This window comes from Cohnella lubricantis, from assembly GCF_014212015.1.
GTDB lineage: Bacteria > Bacillota > Bacilli > Paenibacillales > Paenibacillaceae > Cohnella > Cohnella lubricantis.
The window spans coordinates 18,959-40,862 of record NZ_JACJVN010000100.1 but is presented as its reverse complement, the minus strand read 5'-3'; the positions used below and the strand labels follow the sequence as shown (position 1 = coordinate 40,862).

General features: G+C 59.7%; 20 protein-coding genes. 16 read left to right on the top strand and 4 right to left on the bottom strand.

What is annotated here, in order from left to right:
* The first annotated feature begins 221 nt into the window (after positions 1–221).
* The 3 genes from yabN to H4Q31_RS20745 all read left to right on the top strand — a co-directional run bounded on the left by yabN (position 222) and on the right by H4Q31_RS20745 (position 2,449).
* On the top strand, positions 222–1,703 hold the full coding sequence (gene yabN, locus H4Q31_RS20755; RefSeq protein ID WP_185180976.1) for a bifunctional methyltransferase/pyrophosphohydrolase YabN: 1,482 nt from the start codon (positions 222–224) through the stop codon (positions 1,701–1,703).
* A gap of 194 nt (positions 1,704–1,897) precedes the next feature.
* Positions 1,898–2,170 (top strand): non-specific DNA-binding protein Hbs, encoded by a 273-nt coding sequence (hbs, locus tag H4Q31_RS20750; RefSeq protein ID WP_185180975.1) that lies wholly within the window; start codon positions 1,898–1,900, stop codon positions 2,168–2,170.
* A gap of 3 nt (positions 2,171–2,173) precedes the next feature.
* Positions 2,174–2,449 carry an RNA-binding S4 domain-containing protein gene (locus tag H4Q31_RS20745; protein ID WP_185180974.1) on the top strand — a complete coding sequence of 92 codons (276 nt, stop codon included), beginning with the start codon at positions 2,174–2,176 and terminating at the stop codon, positions 2,447–2,449.
* Positions 2,450–2,843: 394 nt separating this feature from the next.
* On the opposite strand, the gene H4Q31_RS20740 is transcribed toward H4Q31_RS20745, so the two are convergent.
* Positions 2,844–3,716: an alpha/beta fold hydrolase gene (locus H4Q31_RS20740; protein WP_185180973.1), complete on the bottom strand. Its 873-nt coding sequence runs from the start codon at positions 3,714–3,716 to the stop codon at positions 2,844–2,846.
* Between the two features lie 16 nt (positions 3,717–3,732).
* Positions 3,733–4,917, bottom strand: coding sequence for an MFS transporter (locus tag H4Q31_RS20735; protein ID WP_185180972.1), 1,185 nt, complete (start codon positions 4,915–4,917; stop codon positions 3,733–3,735).
* 111 nt (positions 4,918–5,028) lie between these two features.
* On the opposite strand from H4Q31_RS20735, the gene H4Q31_RS20730 reads away from it, so the two are divergent.
* From H4Q31_RS20730 to spoIIE, 7 genes are all read left to right on the top strand, one after another.
* A complete protein-coding gene (locus H4Q31_RS20730) occupies positions 5,029–6,819 on the top strand; it encodes an ABC transporter substrate-binding protein (RefSeq protein ID WP_185180971.1) in 1,791 nt (596 codons plus the stop codon).
* A gap of 96 nt (positions 6,820–6,915) precedes the next feature.
* Complete coding sequence (locus H4Q31_RS20725; protein ID WP_185180970.1) at positions 6,916–7,794, top strand: alpha/beta fold hydrolase; 879 nt, start codon at positions 6,916–6,918, stop codon at positions 7,792–7,794.
* 28 nt (positions 7,795–7,822) lie between these two features.
* Positions 7,823–8,107 carry a sporulation protein YabP gene (gene yabP / locus H4Q31_RS20720; RefSeq protein ID WP_185180969.1) on the top strand — a complete coding sequence of 95 codons (285 nt, stop codon included), beginning with the start codon at positions 7,823–7,825 and terminating at the stop codon, positions 8,105–8,107.
* Positions 8,104–8,697 (top strand): spore cortex biosynthesis protein YabQ, encoded by a 594-nt coding sequence (yabQ, locus tag H4Q31_RS20715; protein ID WP_185180968.1) that lies wholly within the window; start codon positions 8,104–8,106, stop codon positions 8,695–8,697. The genes yabP and yabQ overlap by 4 nt, the downstream gene beginning before the upstream one ends.
* 135 nt (positions 8,698–8,832) lie before the next feature.
* Positions 8,833–9,144 (top strand): FtsB family cell division protein, encoded by a 312-nt coding sequence (locus H4Q31_RS20710; RefSeq protein WP_185180967.1) that lies wholly within the window; start codon positions 8,833–8,835, stop codon positions 9,142–9,144.
* A 140-nt stretch (positions 9,145–9,284) separates the two neighbouring features.
* Positions 9,285–9,731, top strand: a complete 447-nt coding sequence (locus tag H4Q31_RS20705; RefSeq protein ID WP_185180966.1) for a S1 domain-containing RNA-binding protein — start codon at positions 9,285–9,287, stop codon at positions 9,729–9,731.
* A 398-nt stretch (positions 9,732–10,129) separates the two neighbouring features.
* Positions 10,130–12,685: a stage II sporulation protein E gene (gene spoIIE / locus H4Q31_RS20700; RefSeq protein WP_185180965.1), complete on the top strand. Its 2,556-nt coding sequence runs from the start codon at positions 10,130–10,132 to the stop codon at positions 12,683–12,685.
* A gap of 333 nt (positions 12,686–13,018) precedes the next feature.
* Here spoIIE and H4Q31_RS20695 read toward each other — a convergent pair whose 3' ends face one another.
* Positions 13,019–14,104 carry a helix-turn-helix transcriptional regulator gene (locus H4Q31_RS20695; protein WP_185180964.1) on the bottom strand — a complete coding sequence of 362 codons (1,086 nt, stop codon included), beginning with the start codon at positions 14,102–14,104 and terminating at the stop codon, positions 13,019–13,021.
* Positions 14,105–14,213: 109 nt separating this feature from the next.
* Here H4Q31_RS20695 and H4Q31_RS20690 point away from each other — a divergent pair, with 109 nt between their 5' ends.
* Positions 14,214–15,110, top strand: coding sequence for an SDR family oxidoreductase (locus H4Q31_RS20690; protein ID WP_221626930.1), 897 nt, complete (start codon positions 14,214–14,216; stop codon positions 15,108–15,110).
* On the opposite strand, the gene H4Q31_RS20685 is transcribed toward H4Q31_RS20690, so the two are convergent.
* Positions 15,010–15,642 carry a sigma-70 family RNA polymerase sigma factor family protein gene (locus tag H4Q31_RS20685; RefSeq protein WP_185180962.1) on the bottom strand — a complete coding sequence of 211 codons (633 nt, stop codon included), beginning with the start codon at positions 15,640–15,642 and terminating at the stop codon, positions 15,010–15,012. The two genes, H4Q31_RS20690 and H4Q31_RS20685, sit on opposite strands and share 101 nt — an antisense overlap.
* A gap of 175 nt (positions 15,643–15,817) precedes the next feature.
* On the opposite strand from H4Q31_RS20685, the gene H4Q31_RS20680 reads away from it, so the two are divergent.
* From H4Q31_RS20680 to ftsH, 5 genes are all read left to right on the top strand, one after another.
* Positions 15,818–16,570: a vWA domain-containing protein gene (locus H4Q31_RS20680; RefSeq protein WP_185180961.1), complete on the top strand. Its 753-nt coding sequence runs from the start codon at positions 15,818–15,820 to the stop codon at positions 16,568–16,570.
* On the top strand, positions 16,554–17,486 hold the full coding sequence (locus H4Q31_RS20675; protein WP_311771778.1) for a protein kinase domain-containing protein: 933 nt from the start codon (positions 16,554–16,556) through the stop codon (positions 17,484–17,486). Before H4Q31_RS20680 ends, H4Q31_RS20675 begins: the two co-directional genes overlap by 17 nt.
* A 24-nt stretch (positions 17,487–17,510) precedes the next feature.
* On the top strand, positions 17,511–18,920 hold the full coding sequence (gene tilS / locus H4Q31_RS20670; protein WP_185180960.1) for a tRNA lysidine(34) synthetase TilS: 1,410 nt from the start codon (positions 17,511–17,513) through the stop codon (positions 18,918–18,920).
* A gap of 74 nt (positions 18,921–18,994) precedes the next feature.
* A complete protein-coding gene (gene hpt, locus H4Q31_RS20665; protein WP_185180959.1) occupies positions 18,995–19,534 on the top strand; it encodes a hypoxanthine phosphoribosyltransferase in 540 nt (179 codons plus the stop codon).
* A gap of 88 nt (positions 19,535–19,622) precedes the next feature.
* Positions 19,623–21,656, top strand: a complete 2,034-nt coding sequence (gene ftsH / locus H4Q31_RS20660; protein WP_185180958.1) for an ATP-dependent zinc metalloprotease FtsH — start codon at positions 19,623–19,625, stop codon at positions 21,654–21,656.
* Positions 21,657–21,904 lie beyond the last annotated feature (248 nt).

Here is a 21,904-nt window from a genome sequence, read left to right as displayed (position 1 = left end):
CGCCAGTGGCGCGCGCTGCCCGGCCTCGGCGGCGGATCCGCCGCCGACCGCCTGCTCCTGCGCCTCGCGCCGCGAGCGCAGCGCCAAGGCGTCGGCTCCTGCGCTCCGCGCGCCAGCCCCGCCAACGCGCCTGCCGCCGGCCCCGCCGCAGCGGCTAGCCGCGTCTCAGGCTCTGCCGCGCAGAGCGCTGCCGATCAATCCACTCCGGAAGGATGAGTGCTATGCCAAGCTCCATTACGATCGTCGGACTCGGGTCCGGCGGCGAAGACCAATTAACGCTCGGAATCCTGAAGACGCTTGAGCAAGCGGAGCTGCGCTTCGCCCGTACGGCTGAGCACCCCGCGATCGCCGACCTTGCCCGAAGAGGCATCGTCTTCGAGCCTTTCGACGCAATCTATGAAGCAATGGACGACTTCGAGCAAGTCTATGAAGCGATCGCGGACAAGCTTATCGGAATCGCACTCGACAACGACGGCCGAGAAGTCGTCTACGCCGTCCCCGGCCATCCGATGGTAGCGGAGCGCACGGTTCAGCTGCTGCGCAAGCAGGCTCCGGAGCGGGGCGTGGCGGTGCGGACGCTCGGCGGAGAAAGTTTTCTCGATCAGGCGTTCGTCCGTCTCGGCTTCGATCCGATCGAAGGCTTCCAGCTGCTGGACGCTTCCGAGCTTAGCCGCGAGCATCTGCGCCCGCGCCTCCAGACCGTCATCGGACAAGTGTACGACGCGTTCACCGCTTCCGACGTGAAGCTGGCGCTCATGAACGTCTACCCCGACGACCACCCCGTCGTCCTCGGCCAAGCGCTCGGCGTGGCGGGGGAGGAGCGCGTCTTGACGATTCCGCTGCATGAGCTGGACCGCCAGGACGCCTACGGCAATCTGACGCTTGTCTATGTGCCGGCGAGCGCCGACGATCGGCTGCGCCGGCGCTCGTTCGAGCGGCTGCACGAGATCGTCTCCATTCTGCGCAGCCCCGGCGGCTGCCCGTGGGACCGGGCGCAGACGCATGCGTCCATCCGCAAGAACTTCATCGAAGAGACGTTCGAAGCGATCGAGGCGCTCGACAATGACGATCCGGACAACATGAGAGAGGAGTTCGGCGACGTCATCCTCCAAGTGCTCCTGCATAGCCAGATGGAGGAAGAGGAAGGGACGTTCGACGTGTTCGACGTGCTTGCCGAGCTCCACGACAAACTGATTTTCAGACATCCCCATGTCTTCGGCGGCGAGAACGCGCAGGATGCGGAGGAAGCGCTGCGCAGCTGGGAAGCCATGAAGGCCGAGGAGAAGCGCCGCAAGGGCGTTCCCGAGCGACAGTCGCTGCTCGACGGCATCCCGAAGGATCTGCCAGCTCTCCCGCGCGCGTACAAGATCCAGAAGAAGGCGGCGTCGGTCGGCTTCGACTGGCCGGATGTGGACGGCGTCTTCGACAAGATCGAGGAAGAGCTCGCCGAGCTGAAGCAAGCGGTGAAGGAGGAATCTCCCGAACGGCAGAAGGAAGAATTGGGAGATTTGCTGTTCGCGGCGGCGAACGCCGCTAGATTCATCAAGGCCGATCCGGAGGAAGCGCTCGCCGGAACGAACCGCAAATTCGCCTCCCGATTCCGTTATATCGAAGAGCAATTACGTATAAAAGGACGCTCTCTTGACGAGACTGATCTAACAGAGATGGAAGATTTATGGCGGTCTGCCAAGCGCTCAAACTAAGGCGAGAGGGGCGATATCCGCATAAACTTAGGTTTTTCATCATTTTTCGAGATTTTTTTTGCTGCGCAGGCAGGATTTTTTTAACAGAGGGCAGAATACTATTCTTCGTGCAAGATTAAACCCGGCTCCATGCGCCTCAATGGCTTAGGAGACCAACCCAAATCGGAATATCATTTTAGGAGGAATACTTGATTATGAACAAGACTGACCTGATCAACAGCATCGCAGACAAGAGCGGCCTGACGAAGAAAGACGTCGAGTCCGTATTGAACGGCTTCCTGGGCGAAGTATCCGACGCTCTGGCTAAAGGCGACAAAGTTCAACTGATCGGCTTCGGCACGTTCGAGACTCGCAGCCGTTCCGGCCGCGTTGGCCGCAACCCGCAGACGGGCAAGACGATCAACATCGCTGCTTCCAAGGTTCCGGCGTTCAAAGCTGGCAACAAGCTGAAGGAAGCTGTTAAGTAATTCATGCGTCTTGATAAATACCTGAAGGTGTCGCGTCTTATCAAGCGCCGCACCGTAGCGAAGGACGTGTCCGATCAAGGGCGCGTCCTTCTCAACGGTAGGGAGGCGAAGCCCGGGAGCGATGTGAAGCCCGGCGACGTCCTCGAGGTCCAATTCGGCCAGCGCACGCTGACCGTCAAGGTGGAGAGGACGACCGATTCCGCGCGCAAGGAAGACGCGGAGGGCATGTACACGATCCTGAAGGAAGAGACGCGCAAGACCGATACGACGTTTCCGTGACAAGCTGATTTGGAGGCCCGCCTGTGGAGGCTCTCTAGACTGCAATAACGGAACGCGGTTCCGTTATTGGCGAACTGCAGCATATACTCTGCGCGATACCGGAACAGCATTCCGTTATTTCCGCGCTTCAGGTTGGGTACTTGTCAGAATGTGGCGAATAGCGGAACAGCGTTCCTCTATTGCATCGATATGTACGTACCTGCGTCGAGATAACGGAACCAGCTTCCGCTAAAGCATGAAGCTGAAGGTACAGACTAATTGGATCATCGTCGAGACTTTCTCGGCAGCCTGACCCGCCTGTGGAGGCGGGTTTCTTTGTTTCGAACGGATTCGCGAGGTTGGACAAGGATACACGGTGATCGGGACGAATTATACGTATGACCCCCGAACAAGCTTACTGAATTCGAGGCAAACCTTCCTGCCTTGATAGGAAAGCGAGAAGCGCATTGTCATACTCCGCGGCATGCCTGCCGATCCATATGAGATGCCCCCACGAGTCTAGGATACACGTCTCCGAACGCGGGATTAGCCTGTTGGCATGCTCCGGGTGGCTTAGCGGCACCGATCGGTCGAATCGGCTATGCATAATGAACGTTGGCGCCTGGATAGCTGACAGCTCCGCCGCATAGTCCTCTTGGGTTTGAACCAAGTCGATCGAGAACCCGGCATAGGAGCGCTGCCGATTGTTCATTCGGCGGAACAGCTCGAACGCCTGATCGTCCAGATGCTCCCTAATCTCAGAATAAGGAAGGCTGGAGAAGGAAGACGCCATCATTCGCAAAGTCAGCTTAGGCATGGCGTTATTCATCGCCGCCAGCAACTTCCACGTTCTTCTCTCCGTCTCGGGCTTGAATAAGCGCTTGGCCATTCGGTACTGTCCATCCTCGGGAGCCAGCCACGGCTTAGTAACTGCGCACTGAAGCGTAAGACTCGCCACGCATTCGGGATACATGGAACAGAACGCGATGCCAGTCGGCCCTCCTGCCGAGACGGCAATGACGTGCGCTTGTTCGACAGCCAGATGATCCAATAACGATCGGTACAACCTGCAGGCTTCCCGCAGATCCGCTGCCTGTGAAGTGCGGCCGTATCCTGCGCGGGAAGGCGTGATGACGCAATACCCTGCGGCCAATAAAGCCGGATAACCGAACTCCTCATGACAGCTCGAATGCCCGCCGTGGAACAGCAATACCGGCGCGCCTGTGCCAACAACGGCGTATTCCAAGGTATCATCTCCAATCTGCAGCAAGCGAATGGATCGATGCATAAGTTCACGCTCCTCTCTAAGCCGCCGTCCACACCCTCGAACGGACGACCAGCAACAGGAAGATCAAATTCCACACCGCCGCCCCTGCGAAAATAACGCCGGTCCCCCAGGCCTCGATGACCCAGCCGGACAAGTACACGGTAATCGGCATGCCGATGCGGAAGATCGTTCCGGTGATGCCGGCCATCCGGCCCATCAGATGCGACGGGGTCTGCTCGTGCCGCAAGGTATAGACCGATACGCCGTGCAAGGCGACCGCGAAGCCGCTAAGGACAAGCGCAGCCACGAAGACGGCTATCGACGAAGAGAGCGCCAGCAATCCGGACGACAGCCCGTGGATCAGCACGGAGATCCCGTAGATTTGCCCTAATCCGATCCGGGTTCGAATCTTGCTGACGACTGCGCTGCCCAGAAGCCCGCCGATTCCCGCCGCCGCGAGAGTCAAGGCCAGCGCCGAGGAAGACAGCTGCAGTCGGTCTTTAGCGTAGAAGATGAGGCACGTCTGCACGACCGTGATCGAGCAATTGGTGAACATGACGAAGATGGTCACGCTGCGCAGGAGCCGGTTCTGAACGAACGCGCGCCAGCCCTCCAGAAGGTCGCCCATGAGGCTCGTCGATTGGCGAGCCGCGGCTTCTTCCCGGTTCCCTGCCGGCAGCCTCGAGATCGCGGCAAGGGCGAGCAGGAATAGCAGCGCCGTCACGAAGAGCCCGTCCGACGTATCCGAGAAGAGGAAGAGAATGCCGGCCAGCGCTGGCCCCATAATGCTGATGAACGTCTCAATGAAGCTCACTTTGGCGTTCGCTTGCGTGAGCATCGAAGGCGCGGCAGTCTGCTTAATCAGGCTCACCTGCACATTGAAGAAGCCGTAGTTAAACGTCATCAGCAGGAAGCCGATAATATTGTAGATCATCAGGTGCAGATAATCGGTCTTGAACAGCAGACCCAGTACAACGAGCAGGCAGGCTTGTAACCCTACCATCCACAACGCCCACCGCTTCCGATCGACGCGGTCGACGACGACGCCGATCAGGATGGCGAAGAAGAAGTTCGGCAGCAGCTCCGCCGTACGCATCGAGGCCATCGATACGGAGGAGTGCGAGAGGTCGTAGACGAGCAGGGGAAGCACGAGCTCATAGATCTTGTTGCCGATGTTCATCGATAGAATGCTAAATAATAGAATCGAGAAGCTATTTCTCATACGAATCAGTCCTTTGCTGTGATAGTCTGATTGTAGGAACGGTTCAGCATCGGAAAAAGGGAAAACAATTGCGTGAAATATTCGACTTTTGGCGGAGAAGGCGGTGGCGGTGTGCGAGTCTCGGAGGATTATTTGGCGCTTCGATCGGCCTTCCCGGACTATCGGGAAGGCGAAGCCTTCGGCGTATCGATGGAGGACGTCGCGAACGTCTTGTTCTGCACGCCGAAGAACGCGAAGCTGATCATCAAGAAGTGGATCGAGCTGAACTGGGTGCGCTTCGTCTCCGGGAGGGGGCGGGGGCATCGATCGGAGCTTGTCTTCCTCTTGTCTTCCGCAGCTATTATCCTGTCCGAAGCGCAGGAGAGGGTTAGGCGCGGAGACGTTCAAAGCGCGTTCGATTGGCTGAGAGCGAACGAACAGTTGGCTGCGGTCAGGCCGCAGTTCCAAGAGTGGCTGGCAGGCTACTTTGGATTCAAGTCGGAGGAGGAGCCCGGAGACCGCGTCGTCGAGATGCTGCGTCTTCCGATCTATCGGGAGATCGTCTCGCTTGATCCCGCTGAGGCGGTATACTCGTTCGATTCCCACTTAATCCAGCAGATCTATAGCCGGCTGGTGGAATATGACGCGTCGACCGGCCAATTCTCGCCAGCAGTCTCGTACTGCTGGACGCCGAACGAAGATGCGACGGAGTGGATCTTCGACTTGCGCAAGGGCGTCCTATTCCACGATGGGCAGGAACTGACGGCGGAGGATGTGAAGGCGAGCCTGCTGCGGTTGCGCCGCGGCGCCTTCGCGCATAGCTGGCTAACGGATGGCATCCGGGAGATCGAGATCCTCTCGCGATATCGGGTCAAGATCGCGCTGGCTGCGCCGATTCGCTGCTTCCTCCTGTACATGAGCCACACCGCCGCCTCGATCGTTCCGGCGAGAGCGCTTGCCGAATCGGAGACGGAGCCTCTCCCGCTGCCTGTCGGCTCCGGGCCGTATCGAGTCGCCGAGCGGCATGCGGGCAAATGTGTGCTTGAGGCGTTCTCTTCCTACTTCGGCTATCGCGGCATGATGGACCGAATCGAGATCATCATCGTCCCCGAGAACGAAGCGGAGGCTTGCTTCGGGACAAGCCCGGGCGTATTGACGGTGGTGACGGGAGAATTCGAGGCGCCGTCAACGCCTGAATTTCCACTTGCGCAGACCGTCACCGGGGTGTTAACGATGACGCTGAATTTGAAGAAGGACGGTCCGCTCCAACAATCCGGCCTTCGCAAGGCGCTTGCCTGCGGCATCGACCGCAGGAAGCTGGTCGATGAGCTCGGCGAGCCGCGGGCTTATCCGGCGAACGGCTTCCATCTGGGGCTTCCCGAAGCCGGAGAAGACTTGCGCTTCCGGCCGGAAGAGGCGCGCGAGGTTCTACGCCATGCCGCGTATGACGGGCAGGAACTGCATCTCTTCACCTTCGGCCGGCACGAGCCGGACGCCTATTGGCTTCAAGCGCAATATGCGTCTATTGGCATCCGAATCACGGTTCATATCGTTACGTTAAGCGAATTGATCGAACCGCAGACGATCGCCGGAGCCGACATGATCTTGTTCGAAGCCGTGCTCAGCGAAGGCCCGATTCGGCTGCTCGAATATTGGCAATCCGATCGCAGCTTCCTTCGCAGCTCCCTCAGCGAGAAGACAGCGGCTGAAGTGGATCGGCTCACGAACGCCTTCCTCGCGGATGCGGGGGATCAAGCTGAAGACCGTTGGCGGGACGCCGTGGAGCGGACATTGCTGGAGTCGAACTCCTGCGTCGTCCTGGCGACGAAGGCGGTCTGGACGATATATGACCGTTCGCTCCAAGGTGTCAGGATCAATGCCAGAGGCTGGGTCGACTTCGACGCCATCTGGTATCAACAATGAGAAAGGCGAAAATTCTGCCGGCATCTATAACCTTTTTTGACCCCCTTCTTCTTCTATAGAATCAAACCGAATCGAAGAGGAGGAAGGGTTGTCGTCATGAAGAGAATGTATCGATCGGATCGGGACCGACAGCGCTATCTAGCCGCATACGAAGCGGCGATGGGGCTGTGGCCGATTCCCTATGAAGAACGCAGCGCGGAGACGAGCCATGGACGGACGCATGTCATCGTCGCCGGGCCGGAGGACGCCCCGCCGCTTGTCCTGTTCCATGGTATGGGCGCCAGTTCCACGATGTGGTATCCCAACGTCGCCGAGCTCGCGAAGCGCTTCCGGCTCTATGCCGTTGACTCGCTAGGCGACTTCGGGAGAAGCGAGCCGATGCGGCCGCTTAAGACGAAGCAGGATTGCGTCGAATGGATCAAGGAGCTGTTCGACGCTCTTCGGCTGGGAAGTCCGTTCATCGCCGGACATTCCATGGGAGGGTGGCTGGCAGCCGAATTCGCGGCGGCATATCCCGAGCGCTGCCAGTCGCTTGTCTTGCTCGCGCCGGTCGCCACCCTCGCGAGAGTCAGGATCAAGTTCTTCATCAAGATGTATCCAGCGCTGCTTCTGCGGAGCCGGGGCCGGATTGCGGGACTCTTGCAATGGTGCCATGCGCCGGGCAACGAGCCGCATCCGATCATGAAGGAGCAATTCATTCGAGGCTTCCAGGGCGGAATCTTCTGGCTCCGGGCCGTCCCCGCCGTTCTCGGAGCGGCCGAGCGGGCTCGTCTCCCCAGAACGATGGTCATCGTGGGAGAAGAGGAAGTCATCTATGACGGCGGCGAGGTTATCCGTGCGGCATCCTCCTCCGGCATTGCGGCTGCATTAATCCCGAATGCTTCGCATTGCTTGACATCGGAGCAGCCGGAGCGGGTGAATGCGGCAATCATTCGTTTTCTAGCGCCAGTTCTAATTCCGAACCCCCTCCCATAAGCTAGTCTCAAAAGGGAGGGGACGTGCCATGGACCAAGGGCGGAGCGCGAAGCGGCAGGAAATACACTTGCTCAACCGCAAGGTGATGGATATCTCCGGCGTGAACAATGTGGAGAGCTTTGACAACGAAGAATTTCTGCTGGAGACGGAATTCGGATTCCTAACTGTGCGGGGGCAGAACCTGCACATGAAGAACCTGAGCTTGGAGCAGGGCATGGTCACCATCGAAGGGCTTATTCATTCGCTCGTCTATCTGGACGGGAACGCTGCCGCCACCAAGTCCAAAGGCCTGTTCGGGAAGCTGTTCAAGTGAACGCCCAAATGCACTTCGCCACGATCGGAACCATGATCCTATGCGGCCTTGCCATGGGCATGGCGTTCGACGTGTACCGCGTCGCCTGCCATCGGTTCTCGGTCAGGCGCTGGATGCTCCCGGGATTCGACGTCGTCTATTGGGCGGCAGCGACGATGTACGTGTTCCGGGCGCTTCTGCATCACAATTTCGGAGAGGTCAGACTGTACGTATTTCTCGGGATCGCGATCGGGATCACAGGCTACTTCGGGTTGATCAGCCCGACTGCGATCAAGGCGATCTCCCGGCTGTTCCGCATCGGCCAGAGCATATGCCTCTTCATCTGGCGGATCATCCGGACCGTGCTGATCGTCCCGATCCTCTGGATCGTGAAGGCGCTCGCACGGCTGGCGGATGTCGTCTTCGTTGTTATCGCGGCCTTGATCCTCTGGATCGGCAAGCTTCTGGCCAAGCCGCTGGGCAAGCTTGGCAGGTGGATCTGGCAGCTGCTGCTTCCGGTGCGGAGGGCGCTGCGCCCTGTCCGGGACTTTGTCCATGCCGTCCGGGACAAATGGCGGGCGATTCGCGACGTATTCAAGCGAAAGCCCTAGCCCATTCGACATTTTTCTCTTGCGAATGTATCAAAAGAAGGATATTACGGATGAATAGAGTATGCTATAATTAATCCGTTTCTTACCCATTTTTTGGCGATGGGACAAGACTATCGGACAGAGGGGGCTTCAGCTATGCCAACGCATACGAGTGCGGCAACGCCGCCGTCAGTCGGCGCGCGCAGACGCTTGAAGCTGCTGCTGATCGTGGTTGTCTTGTTCATGGGTTGGGCAGGTTATACGTTAATAACGCAGCAGCATCATACGGCCGAGCGCATCAGCCAGCTGAGCGAAGTGAAGAGCAAGCTGCTCGATGCGCAGCAGAAGAACCAATCGTTGCAGGAAGAGATCCAGCGGCTCAACGATCCGGAGTATATTGGCCAGATTGCCCGCAAGGAGCAGGGAATGGGACTGCCGGGCGAGATGCCGATCCAAGTGGGCAAATAAGTTCCATATTCAGTTCAACGCCCGCTCTGACGGGGATGAACGTCTGTTGACCTTGCTTTTTAATATCGGTTATAATCGGCATAGCCGGACTTATACACTGCTCGGCACACTTATTTGTTCAGGGAGGAACAGCGGTTTTTATGGCCATTGAAGTGGGCTCCAAATTGGAGGGCAAAGTCACTGGCATCACGCATTTCGGAGCGTTTGTGGATTTATCGGGGGGCGTAACGGGCCTCGTTCACATATCCGAGATTGCGGACAGCTATGTCAAGGACGTTCATGAGCATTTGAAGATCAATGACGTCGTTACCGTCAAGGTAATTAACGTAGACAAAGACGGTAAGATCGGGCTGTCGATTCGCCAAGCTGTTGACAAACCTCCGGAAGCGCAACAGCAGCAGCAGCAGTACCCGCCTCGCGGACCACGCGGCGATCGCGGCGGCCGGCCATTCAAGCCGGGCGGTCCAGGCCGAGTGACGTTCGAGGACAAGATGTCCAGGTTCCTCAGGGACAGCGAAGAACGCATGTCCAACCTGAAGAAGAATACCGAATCCAAACGCGGCGGACGCGGCGGACGCCGTTCGTAAACAGGCAACAACCGCGTCGAACTGCAGGCTTATACAGCCGGACCCTTAGGGGGTCCGGTTTTTTGTTTAGAAAAAAAGTTTTTGCGATTCCGTAGCGGGTTTCGCGTTCATCCGGCAATTGCGCGCAATCCAGGGCGTCAGGCGCTGCGGGAGACGCTGTCGGATGACCGCGTTTTCCGTTCCGGCACGGCGGTCCGCCGGCAGACGAACAGCTGGCTTCGCAGCATGTGTTCCCTTAGAGCGGCGCGGGTTCGCCCCCCTTCCCGAATACCGTCGCCGGCCGGCCGTGGGAACTGTCGGAAAAAACTTTGGCGACGCCACCGCCTTCTGACAAACTTCATAAAACCCCGCTCCTATAATAAGAGGCACACTCTTTAGGAAATCGAGGTGCTCGTTCAATGGTAAAGCCTTCCGTCATTCCCTTCGTGCCGCGTCCCCAGCGCGAACAGCCACCCCAGGAGCCGATCAAGACGAGGCGATGGTTCCGACGAAGAAGATCTTCGAAGGATGCGCGAGAACGCAGACAAGCCGAGGGCTGGAGAGCCGTATGGGCGCGCTGGAGCGAGCTGGCACATTCGAAGATGTGGCTCCTCGTCATCATGCTGGTCGGATTCCTGCTCGGACGAGCTGTCATGCTGGAAGGGCTGACGCCGTTCGCCGCCGCCTTCTTCGCCGTCGTGCTGTATGTCCGGCGGGAGCACGCGTTGTGGGCCGCCGTTGCGCTTGTCGGCGGCAGCCTCTTGTCGTCCGATCCGGCGCCGCTGGTCATAGGCGCCGAGATCGTCATTATCTATCTGTTGTACAAAGGGCTAGAGCTGTACGAACGAGCCGACCTCTCGCAAGCGCCGATCGTCGTCTTCACCGCTACCCTGCTCGTGCGGCTATTCCACACGGTGATGATGGAGCGAACGGAGTGGCTGCCCTACGTGCTTACCTTCGTAGAAGCCGGATTGTCCGCCGTTCTCACTTTATTATTCTTGCATGCCATGCCGGTGCTGTCGCGAACCGCGAGCAAGACGAAGCTCCGGCACGAGGAATGGATCGGCGCGCTCATTCTAGTGGCCTCTATCATGACGGGGTTCGTGGGCTGGAGCGTTCAAGGCGTAGCGCTCGAGAATGTCCTGTCCCGATTCATCGTGCTGCTCTTCGCTCTCGCTGCGGGCCCGCTGATGGGCGCGGCGGCGGGCGTCGTGGCCGGCATGGTGCTTAGCTTGTCTGATCTAAGCGCAGTATCGCAGATCGGCCTGCTCGCCTTCGGCGGGCTGCTGGCAGGCCTCATCCGCGAAGGCGGCAAAGCTGCAGCGATGTTCGGCATGCTGCTCGGCACTTCTGTCCTTGCACTGTATTCTGGCACCGCGGAGGAGACGCTGAATTCAGCTTGGGCCTCTGTCGCGGCAGCCGTCTTGCTGTTCGCGACACCCAAGTCGCTGATTCGCTATATAGCAAGATATGTGCCGGGCACATCGGATTATGCCCATAGCCAGCATGATTACGCCAAGAAAGTGCGGGACCTGACCGCGGAGCGGGTGGAGAAGTTCTCCGAAGTATTCCGCCAGCTGTCGCGCAGCTTCCGCCAGATCACCTATGCCGGAGAGAATGCGAGGCAGACGCAGGACTTCGATCATTTCGTGAGCGCGGTACACGAGAAGAACTGCTCGAGCTGCCATCGGTACAACCAATGCTGGGACGGACAGTTCTTCCAGACGTACAAACTGCTGACAGACATGATGAGCGCCGTGGAGGCCGAGCCGGACATGACCCCGTCCAAGATCCCTAAATCATGGAATCGCCACTGCGTGAAGACGCCGCAGGTGCTGGACGTGCTGAAGCGGCAATATGACTTGTACCGCCACGATCAGGTCTGGCGCCGCCAGATCCAAGACAGCAGGCTGCTGGTCGCCGATCAGCTGCATGGCGTATCGCAGGTCATGGACGATCTCGTGAAGGAGATTCGCCGGGAGGCCAAGGAGATGAGCCGGCAGGAGGAGCAGATCCGGGGAGAGCTCGATCGACTCGGGTTGGCGATTCAGAGCATTGATATCGTCAGCCTCGAGGAGGGGCATGTGGAGATCGAGATCGTTCACGCGTTCCGGCCCGGCTTCGACGAATGCCGCAAGGTGATCGCGCCTTTGCTCAGCGACATCCTCGGCGAGACCGTCTCCGTCGTAGGCGAGAGATCGATGAACCATCCGGGCTACCTCACGTCGGTCACGTTCGGCTCGGCGAAGGCGTTCGAGGTCGACACCGGCATTGCCGGAGCAGCCAAGGACGGCGACTGGCTGTCCGGCGACAGCTTCGGCATGGTGGAGCTCGGCAACGGCAAATTCGCGGTGTCGCTCAGCGATGGCATGGGCAACGGGGCAAGGGCGCGCATGGAGAGCAGCGCCGCCTTATCCATGCTGGAGCAGCTGCTGCAATCCGGCATCGACGAACGGTTGGCTGTGAAGTCGGTGAACTCCGTCTTGCTGCTGCGCTCGCCTGAGGAGATGTTCGCCACCGTGGACATGGCGCTCATCGACCTGTATACCGGGCAGGCGACGCTGCTGAAGATCGGGTCGACGCCGAGCTTCATCAAGCGCGGGCGGGAGGTCATCCCTGTCGACGCCAGCAACCTGCCGATCGGCATTGTGGAGGATATCGAGATCGACGTGCTGCAGATCGAGCTGCGGCAGGGCGATATACTAGTCATGATGACCGACGGCATACTGGATGCGCCGGACCACGCGGTGAACAAGGAGCAGTGGGTGAAGCGCGTGCTGCAGGAGATCGACAGCGACGATCCGCAGGAGGTAGCCGACAGCTTGCTCGATATGGCGCTTAGACAATATCCCGGGGGCGGCATCCGCGACGACATGACGGTGATCGCCACCCGTATTACACGCCACCAGCCGGAATGGGCCGCTTTCCGCTGGCCTGGGGCAGGACGATTCGAACGGCCAAGGACGGTGAGCTGACATGCGGCAAGCACCGGCGTCGGCGAGAGGCCCATAAGGCTGCGGAAGACGAGAATCTCATTCACATGCGCGGAAGGAGGCGAATGATTAGATTATAGGGGGTGTCCCATAAAAAAATTCTCCCTTCGGGAGCTCAATCCGAACGGCAAGCTTGGAGGCAGCTAGCCGCCATCATCGGGGAGAGGAACAAAGCGCTGTCCGACATACAGCGGGTTCCTGTCTGACTGGATGCCGCCCGGGCCATTCCAACGCTTCGCTCGTCATCATTATATAGCGCGCGCCGCAATGATCGATCGGAACCGCCCATTCGCGGTTCCGATTTGCATTTTCACCCTAAGCTTCGTTATCTGGCTCGTATAGCTTCAAGAGATCCGCCGCCGCCTGCCGAATCGATCGAACCAGCGGTGCCGGCTGGATCGCGCGCACGTCCGGCCCGTAGCCGAGAAGCAGATCTCTAGCCGACTCCAGCGTATGGAATTGGGCATTGGCAATCACCCAATCGCCTTCCTCCGGGTTCCAATTCGATATCCGAACATACCGTTCTGCCGCGAATCGTTCCCACGCATGCAGCCGTACTCGCACTTGCGCCGGGTAACGCGGCAGCGTCTCCTTGAAGCGGGCGGTGGAAGCTTCCCACCAGACTGCCAAGTCGAACGCCGGAGGTATCTCAAACCGCTCACCTGTCAACTCGGCATCCATCAGCCTGGACACGCGGAACGTGCGAAGCTCCCGCTCCGGAGGTTCTCGGCGCTCCTCATCCCGACTCTCGGCGGCCTGGCTCTCAACATCTCGGCGCGCTCCATCCCGGCTTGCATCGCCCCCGTCTTCGGCGGCTTCGCTCTCCTCCAGCGCGGCGACGAAATACCAGGTCTGCTGCTTCGCCACCAATCCCCACGGGCTGACCAGCCTAACCGCTGCGCCTGCCGATTCCTCGCTCCGGGACGCATAGCGGATGCGCAGCTTCCGGCTCTCCCATACCGCTTGCTGCACAACGGGCAGCCACGGCGCGGGCTGCTTCGGCGCATGCCACCCGGCGCCGTCAATGTGCAGGTGCCGTCGGACGAATTCAGCTTCCGCCCGCTTGTCCGACGGCAGCGCGGATAGCAGCTTCGTCATCGCGCGACCCGCATCGCTCTCCAGCTCCAAGTCCCGAACGACGCTGGACGACTGGAGCAGCAGCAGCGAGCTGATCTCGCCGACGGTCATCCCCGTCAGCTTGGAACGGTAACCGGCGGGGAGCACCCAGCCCCCCTTCGCTCCGCGCTGTGCATATACAGGAATACCGCTGGCGCTTAATGCTTCCAGGTCGCGCTGAATCGTGCGTTCGGACACCTCAAGCCGCTCCGCCAGCTCCCTTGCCGTTGCCTGTCCGTTCGCCTGAAGATGAAGCAGAATCGCGATCAGCCGCTCTCCGCGCATGCCAATTCTCCCTCCAAACTCCGCTTGATCGAAATTATCCTCATTGTAGCATGGAAATAAGACAGCAGCTGTCCGGATTCCACGGGTATGATGAGGCGAATGGAACTTCATGATAGGAGGCAGATCGATCGTGAGAACATTGGAAGGCCGAGTAGCTGTCGTAGCCGGAGCGACCCGCGGATTGGGCAGGGCGATTGCCGTCACGCTAGGAGAAGCGGGAGCGATTGTGTATGTCACGGGAAGGAGCGTTCGAGGCGAGCCGTCCGATATCGGGCGTCCGGAGACGATTGAGGAGACGGCGGAGCGGGTGACGGCAGCCGGCGGACGGGGCATTGCGGTTCGCACGGATCATACTGACGAGGTACAGGTGAAGGCGCTGTTCGAACGGGTAGCCGACGAGCAGAACGGGCGGCTGGACATGGCGGTGAACGATGTGTGGGGCTGCGAGAAGCTGGTCGAATGGGGCAGAACTTTCTGGGAACATGACCTCAGCGACGGCTTTGCAGTCCAGCGCCGCGCGGTGTGGTCGCACATGATTACGAGCTATTACGCGGCCCCGCTCATGGTCCGCCGCCAAGAGGGGCTGATCGTTGAAGTGACGGATGGCTGGGATTACCGCTACAGAGGCAACCTCTATTATAGTCTGGCGAAAATATCCGCGATCCACCTGGCTCAATCGATGGCCGCCGATCTGAAGCCGCATGGCGTGACAGCGATCGCCGTCAGCCCGGGCTTTCTCCGTTCGGAAGAGATGCTGGATCACTTCGGCGTGACCGAGGCGAATTGGCGGGAAGCCGTGAAGCAGGAGCCGCACTTCATCATGTCGGAGACGCCTTACTATATGGCACGCGGCCTCGCAGCTCTATCTACCGACCCGCAGCTTGCGGCCAAGACGGGCGGCGTCTTCACGTCCTGGGGATTGTCGGACGAGTATGGCATCCAGGACGTTGACGGCGCCCGGCCGCACTGGGGCAACTATGCGAAGGAGCAAGGCTTCTACGACTGAAGGAGCAGCGGTCGAATGCGCTCCAGCTTATCCGGGTTGAAAATCGTGTAAATACGGCGAAGCGGCTCTTCCGCGCCGTTCCAATCAAAGCACATAAACGCGACGAACCGTTCTCGCGCCATACGGCGAGACCTATGCCGCCCGCGAACGGCGTCTCCTCGAACCTAGCGCCCCGCATCGATCGTTTGGCCATGGCGCCGAGCATGGCCAGCGAGCGCGCCCTTCCATAGATCGGATTGATGGCGGCATGCACCTTGCCTCCGCCGTCGGTCATCATGACCGCGTCTTCGGTCAATAGCCGCACCAGCTCCTCTGTTCGTCCGGCGCTGAACGCTTCCGCGAACCGGTTGGCCAGGCTCCGTTCGCGTTCCGGCTGGACTTGCCAAAGAACGGCCGGATCGCCCGCCAGCTGCCGCTTGGATCGGCTGTAGAGCTGCCGGCAATTCGCCTCGCTCTTGCCTATGAGCGAGGCGATCTCCTTATAATCGCAGCCGAGCTTCTCGAGCAAGACGAGGAACGCGTACGAGATCATCTCGCTGCGCTCGGCGGCTTCGTCCGGAAGCAGCGAGGATGTTGCCGATCAGATAGACAATATAGCCGTCAATTCTGTGACAGCGCGCTCCTGACGCAGATGCGATGACGGTTAATTCTCCCTACTATTGGCGACACTGCTGATAGAGTCGAGAGAATAAGGAGCGTGAATCGCAATGAATCAAATTTTGCTCATTACCGACGGGGGCTCCAATGTGGGCGAGAGTCCTGTTGTCGCAGCGGCGCAAGCCCTCGCGGAGGGGATCGTCGTCAATGTGGCCGGCGTCGTCGACGAAGGCAGTATCGGCGAGCATGGCGCGGCCGAGATTGAGGAGATCGCGCGAGCGGGCGGCGGCATGAGCCGCATCGTCGCATCGAGGCAGCTATCCCAGACGGTGCAGATGATGACGCGTCAGACCGTGGTCGGCACGATTCGCCAAGCCGTCAATCAGGAGCTGCGCCAGCTGTTCGGCGTCGAGTCCGTCGCGGCGCTGCCGCCCGCCAAGCGGGCGGACGTCGTCGAGGTGATGGAGGATCTGACCGAGACGGCGCCGTTGCGCGTGGCGCTGCTCATCGACGCGAGCGCCAGCATGAAGCCGAAGCTTGCGGCGGTAGCGGAGGCGATCCGCGACCTGACGCTGAGCTTGCAGGCGAGGAAGGGTGAGAGCTCCGTCGCGGTCTTTCATTTTCCAGGAGATTCGGATCGCGAGCCCTGCGTCATGGACTGCTCTTGGACAGATTCGCCCGGCCGGATCGAAGCGCTGTTCGGCAAGCTTCGCATGCGGGGCACGACGCCGACGGGACCGGCGATCATGCAGGTTATTGGGTTCTACCTCGAGACTTGTGGTAGAATCAAACAGGAAGAAGAGAGGTCTCCGCTGAAGAAGCGGGATGATATAGACGGGCGTCGGAGTGATTACGTTGTCTGAGATACGGCTGCCGCCGGGCACAGTGCTGGCGGGCAAGTGGAACGGCAAGCGATACCAGCTGGAGAAGCTGCTCGGTGCCGGCGCCAACGGCCAAGTGTACTTGGCATTCAGCGGGCGCAGCGTCTACGCGCTCAAGATCGGAACGGATGCAGCGGACCTGCAGGCGGAAGCGAACGTGCTCGCCTCGCTTGACAAGCGCGAGCGCAGGCGCGGGCGTCCGCCGTTCTTGCTGGATGTGGACGATGCGGCGGCGGAAGGGCACGAGTTGTCCTTCTACGTCATGCAGTATGTTCCCGGCATGTCGGTTCGCAGCTATCTGCGCGAGCATGGAGAGGACTGGCTCGGCGTCATCGGCTACCGGCTGCTTCGGCGTCTCGCGGAGCTGCACGAAGCCGGCTGGGTGTTCGGCGACGTGAAGAACGATAACGTGCTGGTGAGCGGCTACGGCCGGGTCGCGCTGGTCGATTATGGCGGCATGACGGTGCCGGGACGCAGCGTCCGCCAGTTCACGGAGATCTACGATCGCGGCTATTGGGGAGCCGGCAGCCGGACGGCCGATCCGGCTTATGACTGGTTCGCTGTCGCGGTACTGTGGATTCACGTCATGGACAGCGAACGGCTCATTCGTCTGACGCGCACGCTGCTGCCGCAGAATCGCCATCCGCGCGAGCTGCTGGAGCTGGTGCGGACGAACGCGTCGCTTCGGCCGATGGCGCCTTGGATGGAGAGGGCGTTCTTCGGCCGCTTCAGCGACTCGGAGGAAGCATGCGAGGCTTGGAGCAGCAACGTGCGGCAAGCCTCGGGAGCGAGAGCCCGCGCCGATCGGGGACATGGAGTCCCCGGCTGGATGGCGGGGCTCTTCGTCTTGTCCGCGGCGCTGTGCGTATCGGCGGCCGCGCTCTGGTTCCTGAGTTAATTCAATCGGCAAGGGGGAGAGGGAATGGACGAGCTGCTGCGCAGGATGCAGGGCTGGACGGAGGGAGAGAGCTGGCGCGACGAAGGGCAGACGGTCGTCGCCGGCGTCTCCGGCGGCCCGGATTCCATGGTGCTTCTCCATCTGCTGAAGACGATGGCTGAGGAAGAAGGCTTCCGCGTGGTCGCCGCGCATGTGAACCATCGGTTCCGCGGGGCGGAGGCGGATGCCGAAGAAGAGCTCGTGAAGCGAGTGGCGGCGGAATGGGGAGTCGGCTGCGAGACGGCGGCCATCGATGTGCCGGGATATATCGCGGAGACGGGAATGAACCCCCAAGAAGCGGCCCGGGAGAAAAGGTACGCGTTCCTGCGTCAAGTCGCTCGCCGTCACCATGCTCAGACGATTGCGCTCGGCCATCATGCCGACGACCAAGCGGAGACGGTACTGATGCGCCTGCTTCGAGGTTCGGGTATCGGCGGATTGGCCGGCATTCCCGCCAAGCGAACCGAGAATGATTTGGAACTGATCCGGCCCTTGCTGCGTATAACCAAATGCGAGCTTCTGGAATATGCCGACCGCCATTCGATTCCGTACGCCTTCGATAGCAGCAACGCTGACCGCCATTACACGCGCAATGCGATTCGGCTCGATCTGCTGCCTGCGCTCGAGAGCTACAATCCGGGTGTGAGGACCTCCCTTCTCCGGCTAAGCGAGATCGCGGCTATCGAAGATGATTATATGGAAGCAAAGGTTCGAGAGGCGTTAGAAGAGACGGCCGTACGCTCGGGGGAAGGCTGGACGCTGGACGCCAAGCGGTTCCGCCGCCTTCACGCCGCTTTACAACGAAGATTGATTAAACTAATATTGAACTATGCTGCGCCGGCCTGCGCCTTCTGGGATTATGAACGGGTGGAGGAGGCAGCGTCGGCAATCGCCGCGGTGAAGCCTGCTGCGGCCAGAATCGATATCGGAGCCGGATGGGTATGTGTCCGCGAATACGATCAGGCGTACATCGGGCCGCAGCGTCCGGATGCTTCGCCTTTCGAGTATGCGGTGCCCGGTCCGGACTTCGAGATCATCGTCCGGGAGGCGGAAGCCTCCTTCCTTTTTCGACGGGCGGACGACTTTGACGGTTCTTCGCTTGAATCGCCCTGGGAGATCTATCTGGACGAAGAGGCGCTGCGATTTCCGCTTGCCGTGCGGAACCGCAGGCCCGGAGATCGACTTGATCCCCATGGATTAAACGGCTCCAAAAAAGTGCAAGATATGTTCGTTGACGCCAAAGTGCCGAGGTCGATCAGGGACAAGGTGCCGCTGCTGACGGACGCGGCGGGAACCGTCCTGTGGATTCCCGGCATGAGACGATCACGGCATGCCTTGCCGATGGCGGGCCGGATGGCGGTTCACGTGAAGGTGACTAGAGATTCTGAAGCTTAAACAGGCACAACGGCGGCATGTTCCAACTGAAGTTATCATACCGTTTTATTAATTCGGACTGGGAGGTCCTCTCGTTGCTGAAAGACATTCAAGAAGTATTCTACTCAGAAGAGACAATTCAAGCTAAGGTCCGTGAATTGGGTGCAGCCATCAGCCGCGACTACGAAGGGCGCAACCCGCTCGTTATTTGCGTGCTGAAGGGCGCCTTTATTTTTATGGCCGACCTGTCGAAGAACATTACGGTTCCGATCGCGCTCGACTTCATGGCGGTGTCCAGCTACGGGAACTCGACCCGTTCCTCGGGCGAAGTGAAGATCATCAAGGATCTGGACACTTCCGTCGAAGGCAGAGACGTCCTCATCGTTGAGGATATTATCGACAGCGGCTTGACGCTCAGCTATATCATTGATGTGCTCGAGCGCCGCAACGCGAAGTCCGTGCATGTCGTCGCTCTGTTCGACAAGCCGGGACGCCGGACGGTCGATCTGAACGCCGATTATACGGGATTCGTCATTCCGGACGCATTCATCGTCGGCTACGGGCTGGATTACGCCGAGAGATACCGCAATCTGCCGTTCGTCGGCGTGCTGAAGCCGGAGATTTACTCGAACTGACGCCGGTCCCGCTGACGGCTTCGTTCTTATTGTGATGCCAAGACAGGCTATGGTAAAATGATGTAAGCGTGTCGGGAGGAGGTCAGGGATGAATCGGATCATCCGCAACACAGGCTTTTATTTGCTTATATTTTTGGTGACCGTCGGTATCGTACAGTTCTTCATTAGACAAGGCGATACGACGGAGCAATTGAATTTCAACCAACTGGTTGCGATTGTGCAGCAAGATAAGGTCAAGGACCTCACCTTGCAGCCCGACAGCGGTTCATATTTGGTAACCGGCCATTATAAGGAAGACGAGAAGCCGGCTAACCAGAAGAGCGACGCCTTCGTCGGACGTTTGTTGCCGACTGACTCCGTCGTTAATGATTTTAAGGATACGGCTGTCAATCATGGAGTGCAGTTTGAAGTTCTGAAGATGAAGGGCGAGAGCTTCTGGCTGACGTTCCTGACATCGATTATCCCGTTCGTGATCATGTTCATTTTGTTCTTCTTCCTGATTAATCAGGCACAAGGCGGCGGCGGCAAGGTCATGAACTTCGGCAAGAGCCGCGCCCGTCTTTATAATGAAGAGAAGAAGCGGATCACCTTCGAAGACGTCGCCGGCGCCGACGAGGAGAAGCAGGAGCTCGTCGAAGTGGTCGAGTTCTTGAAGGATCCGCGCAAGTTCGCCGCGCTCGGCGCCCGCATTCCGAAGGGCGTTCTGCTCGTAGGACCTCCGGGTACGGGTAAGACGCTGCTGGCCCGCGCCGTAGCAGGCGAAGCCGGCGTGCCGTTCTTTAGCATCTCAGGTTCAGACTTCGTCGAGATGTTCGTCGGCGTCGGCGCTTCCCGCGTTCGCGACCTGTTCGAGAACGCGAAGAAGAACGCGCCTTGCATTATCTTCATCGACGAGATCGACGCCGTCGGCCGTCAGCGGGGCGCAGGCCTCGGCGGCGGACACGACGAGCGCGAGCAGACGCTGAACCAATTGCTCGTCGAGATGGACGGCTTCGGCGCGAACGAAGGCATCATCATCGTCGCGGCGACCAACCGTCCGGACATTCTCGACCCGGCGCTGCTGCGCCCGGGACGCTTCGACCGTCAGATTACGGTTGACCGTCCGGATGTGAAGGGCCGCGAAGCAGTGCTGAAGGTTCACGCTCGCAACAAGCCGCTGAACAGAGATGTTAAGCTCGATACGATCGCGAAGCGAACGACCGGCTTCACCGGCGCCGATCTGGAGAACCTGTTGAACGAAGCCGCCCTCTTGGCCGCTCGCCGGAACAAGAAGGACATCGCGATGCAGGAAGTCGACGAAGCGATCGACCGCGTCATCGTCGGCACGGAGAAGAAGAGCCGCGTCATTAGCGATCGCGAGAAGCGGATTGTGGCTTACCACGAATCCGGCCACACGGTCGTCGGCTACTTCCTCGAGCACGCCGACATGGTGCACAAGGTGACGATTATCCCGCGCGGCCGCGCCGGCGGATATGTCATCATGCTGCCGAAGGAAGACCGCATGCTGGTCACGAAGCAAGAACTGCTGGATAAGGTCACGGGACTGCTGGCCGGCCGCGTCGCCGAAGAGCTGTTCATCGGCGAGATCGGCACCGGCGCCTACAGCGACTTCAAGCAAGCGACGGGGATCGTGCGCAGCATGATCATGGAATACGGCATGAGCGACAAGCTCGGGCCGATGCAGTTCGGCGCATCGCAAGGCCAAGTGTTCCTCGGCCGCGATCTCGGCCATGAGCAGAACTACTCCGACGCGATCGCATATGAGATCGACCAGGAGATGCAGTCGATCATCCAGTCTTGCTATGACCGCGCGAAGAAGCTTCTGACCGAGAAGAGCGCGGAGGTTCACCTGCTGGCGAACACACTCCTCGAAGAGGAGACGCTGGAGCTCGAGCAGATCAAGCGCTTGATCGAGAAGGGCTCGATCGAAGGCGATGGCGAAGGGGAAGACCAAGGCGGCGAATCGGACGCTCCGGGCGCAACGGCCACGGATCCGACGACGCTCGAGCCGACGGTCGATACGCTTGGCAACGTGAAGGTGCGCATCCAGACCCGCGACAACGACCCGGTGCCGCCAACGCCGGATCAGCGTCCGGAAGACGGATCGGACGAAGACAAATAAGAAGCGCTCACGCGCTGCATACGCGAAGAGGCGGTCCCTTGCTAAGAGGGATCGCCTCTTTTGCGCTTTGGTGCGAGTCGAGCCCTTGAAAAGGGGGCGGCACTCTAGGGTACATTGGCGAACAATTCCTTAAGAGAAGCCATTTTAAGGTGCGTTGTGCGGGACGCCTCATTGCGCCATGTTGCGTTTAATTGCATATTGTCATTTAATTAAGCAGGGTAGAGGGCTTTGGCGTGCTCTAGTTGGAT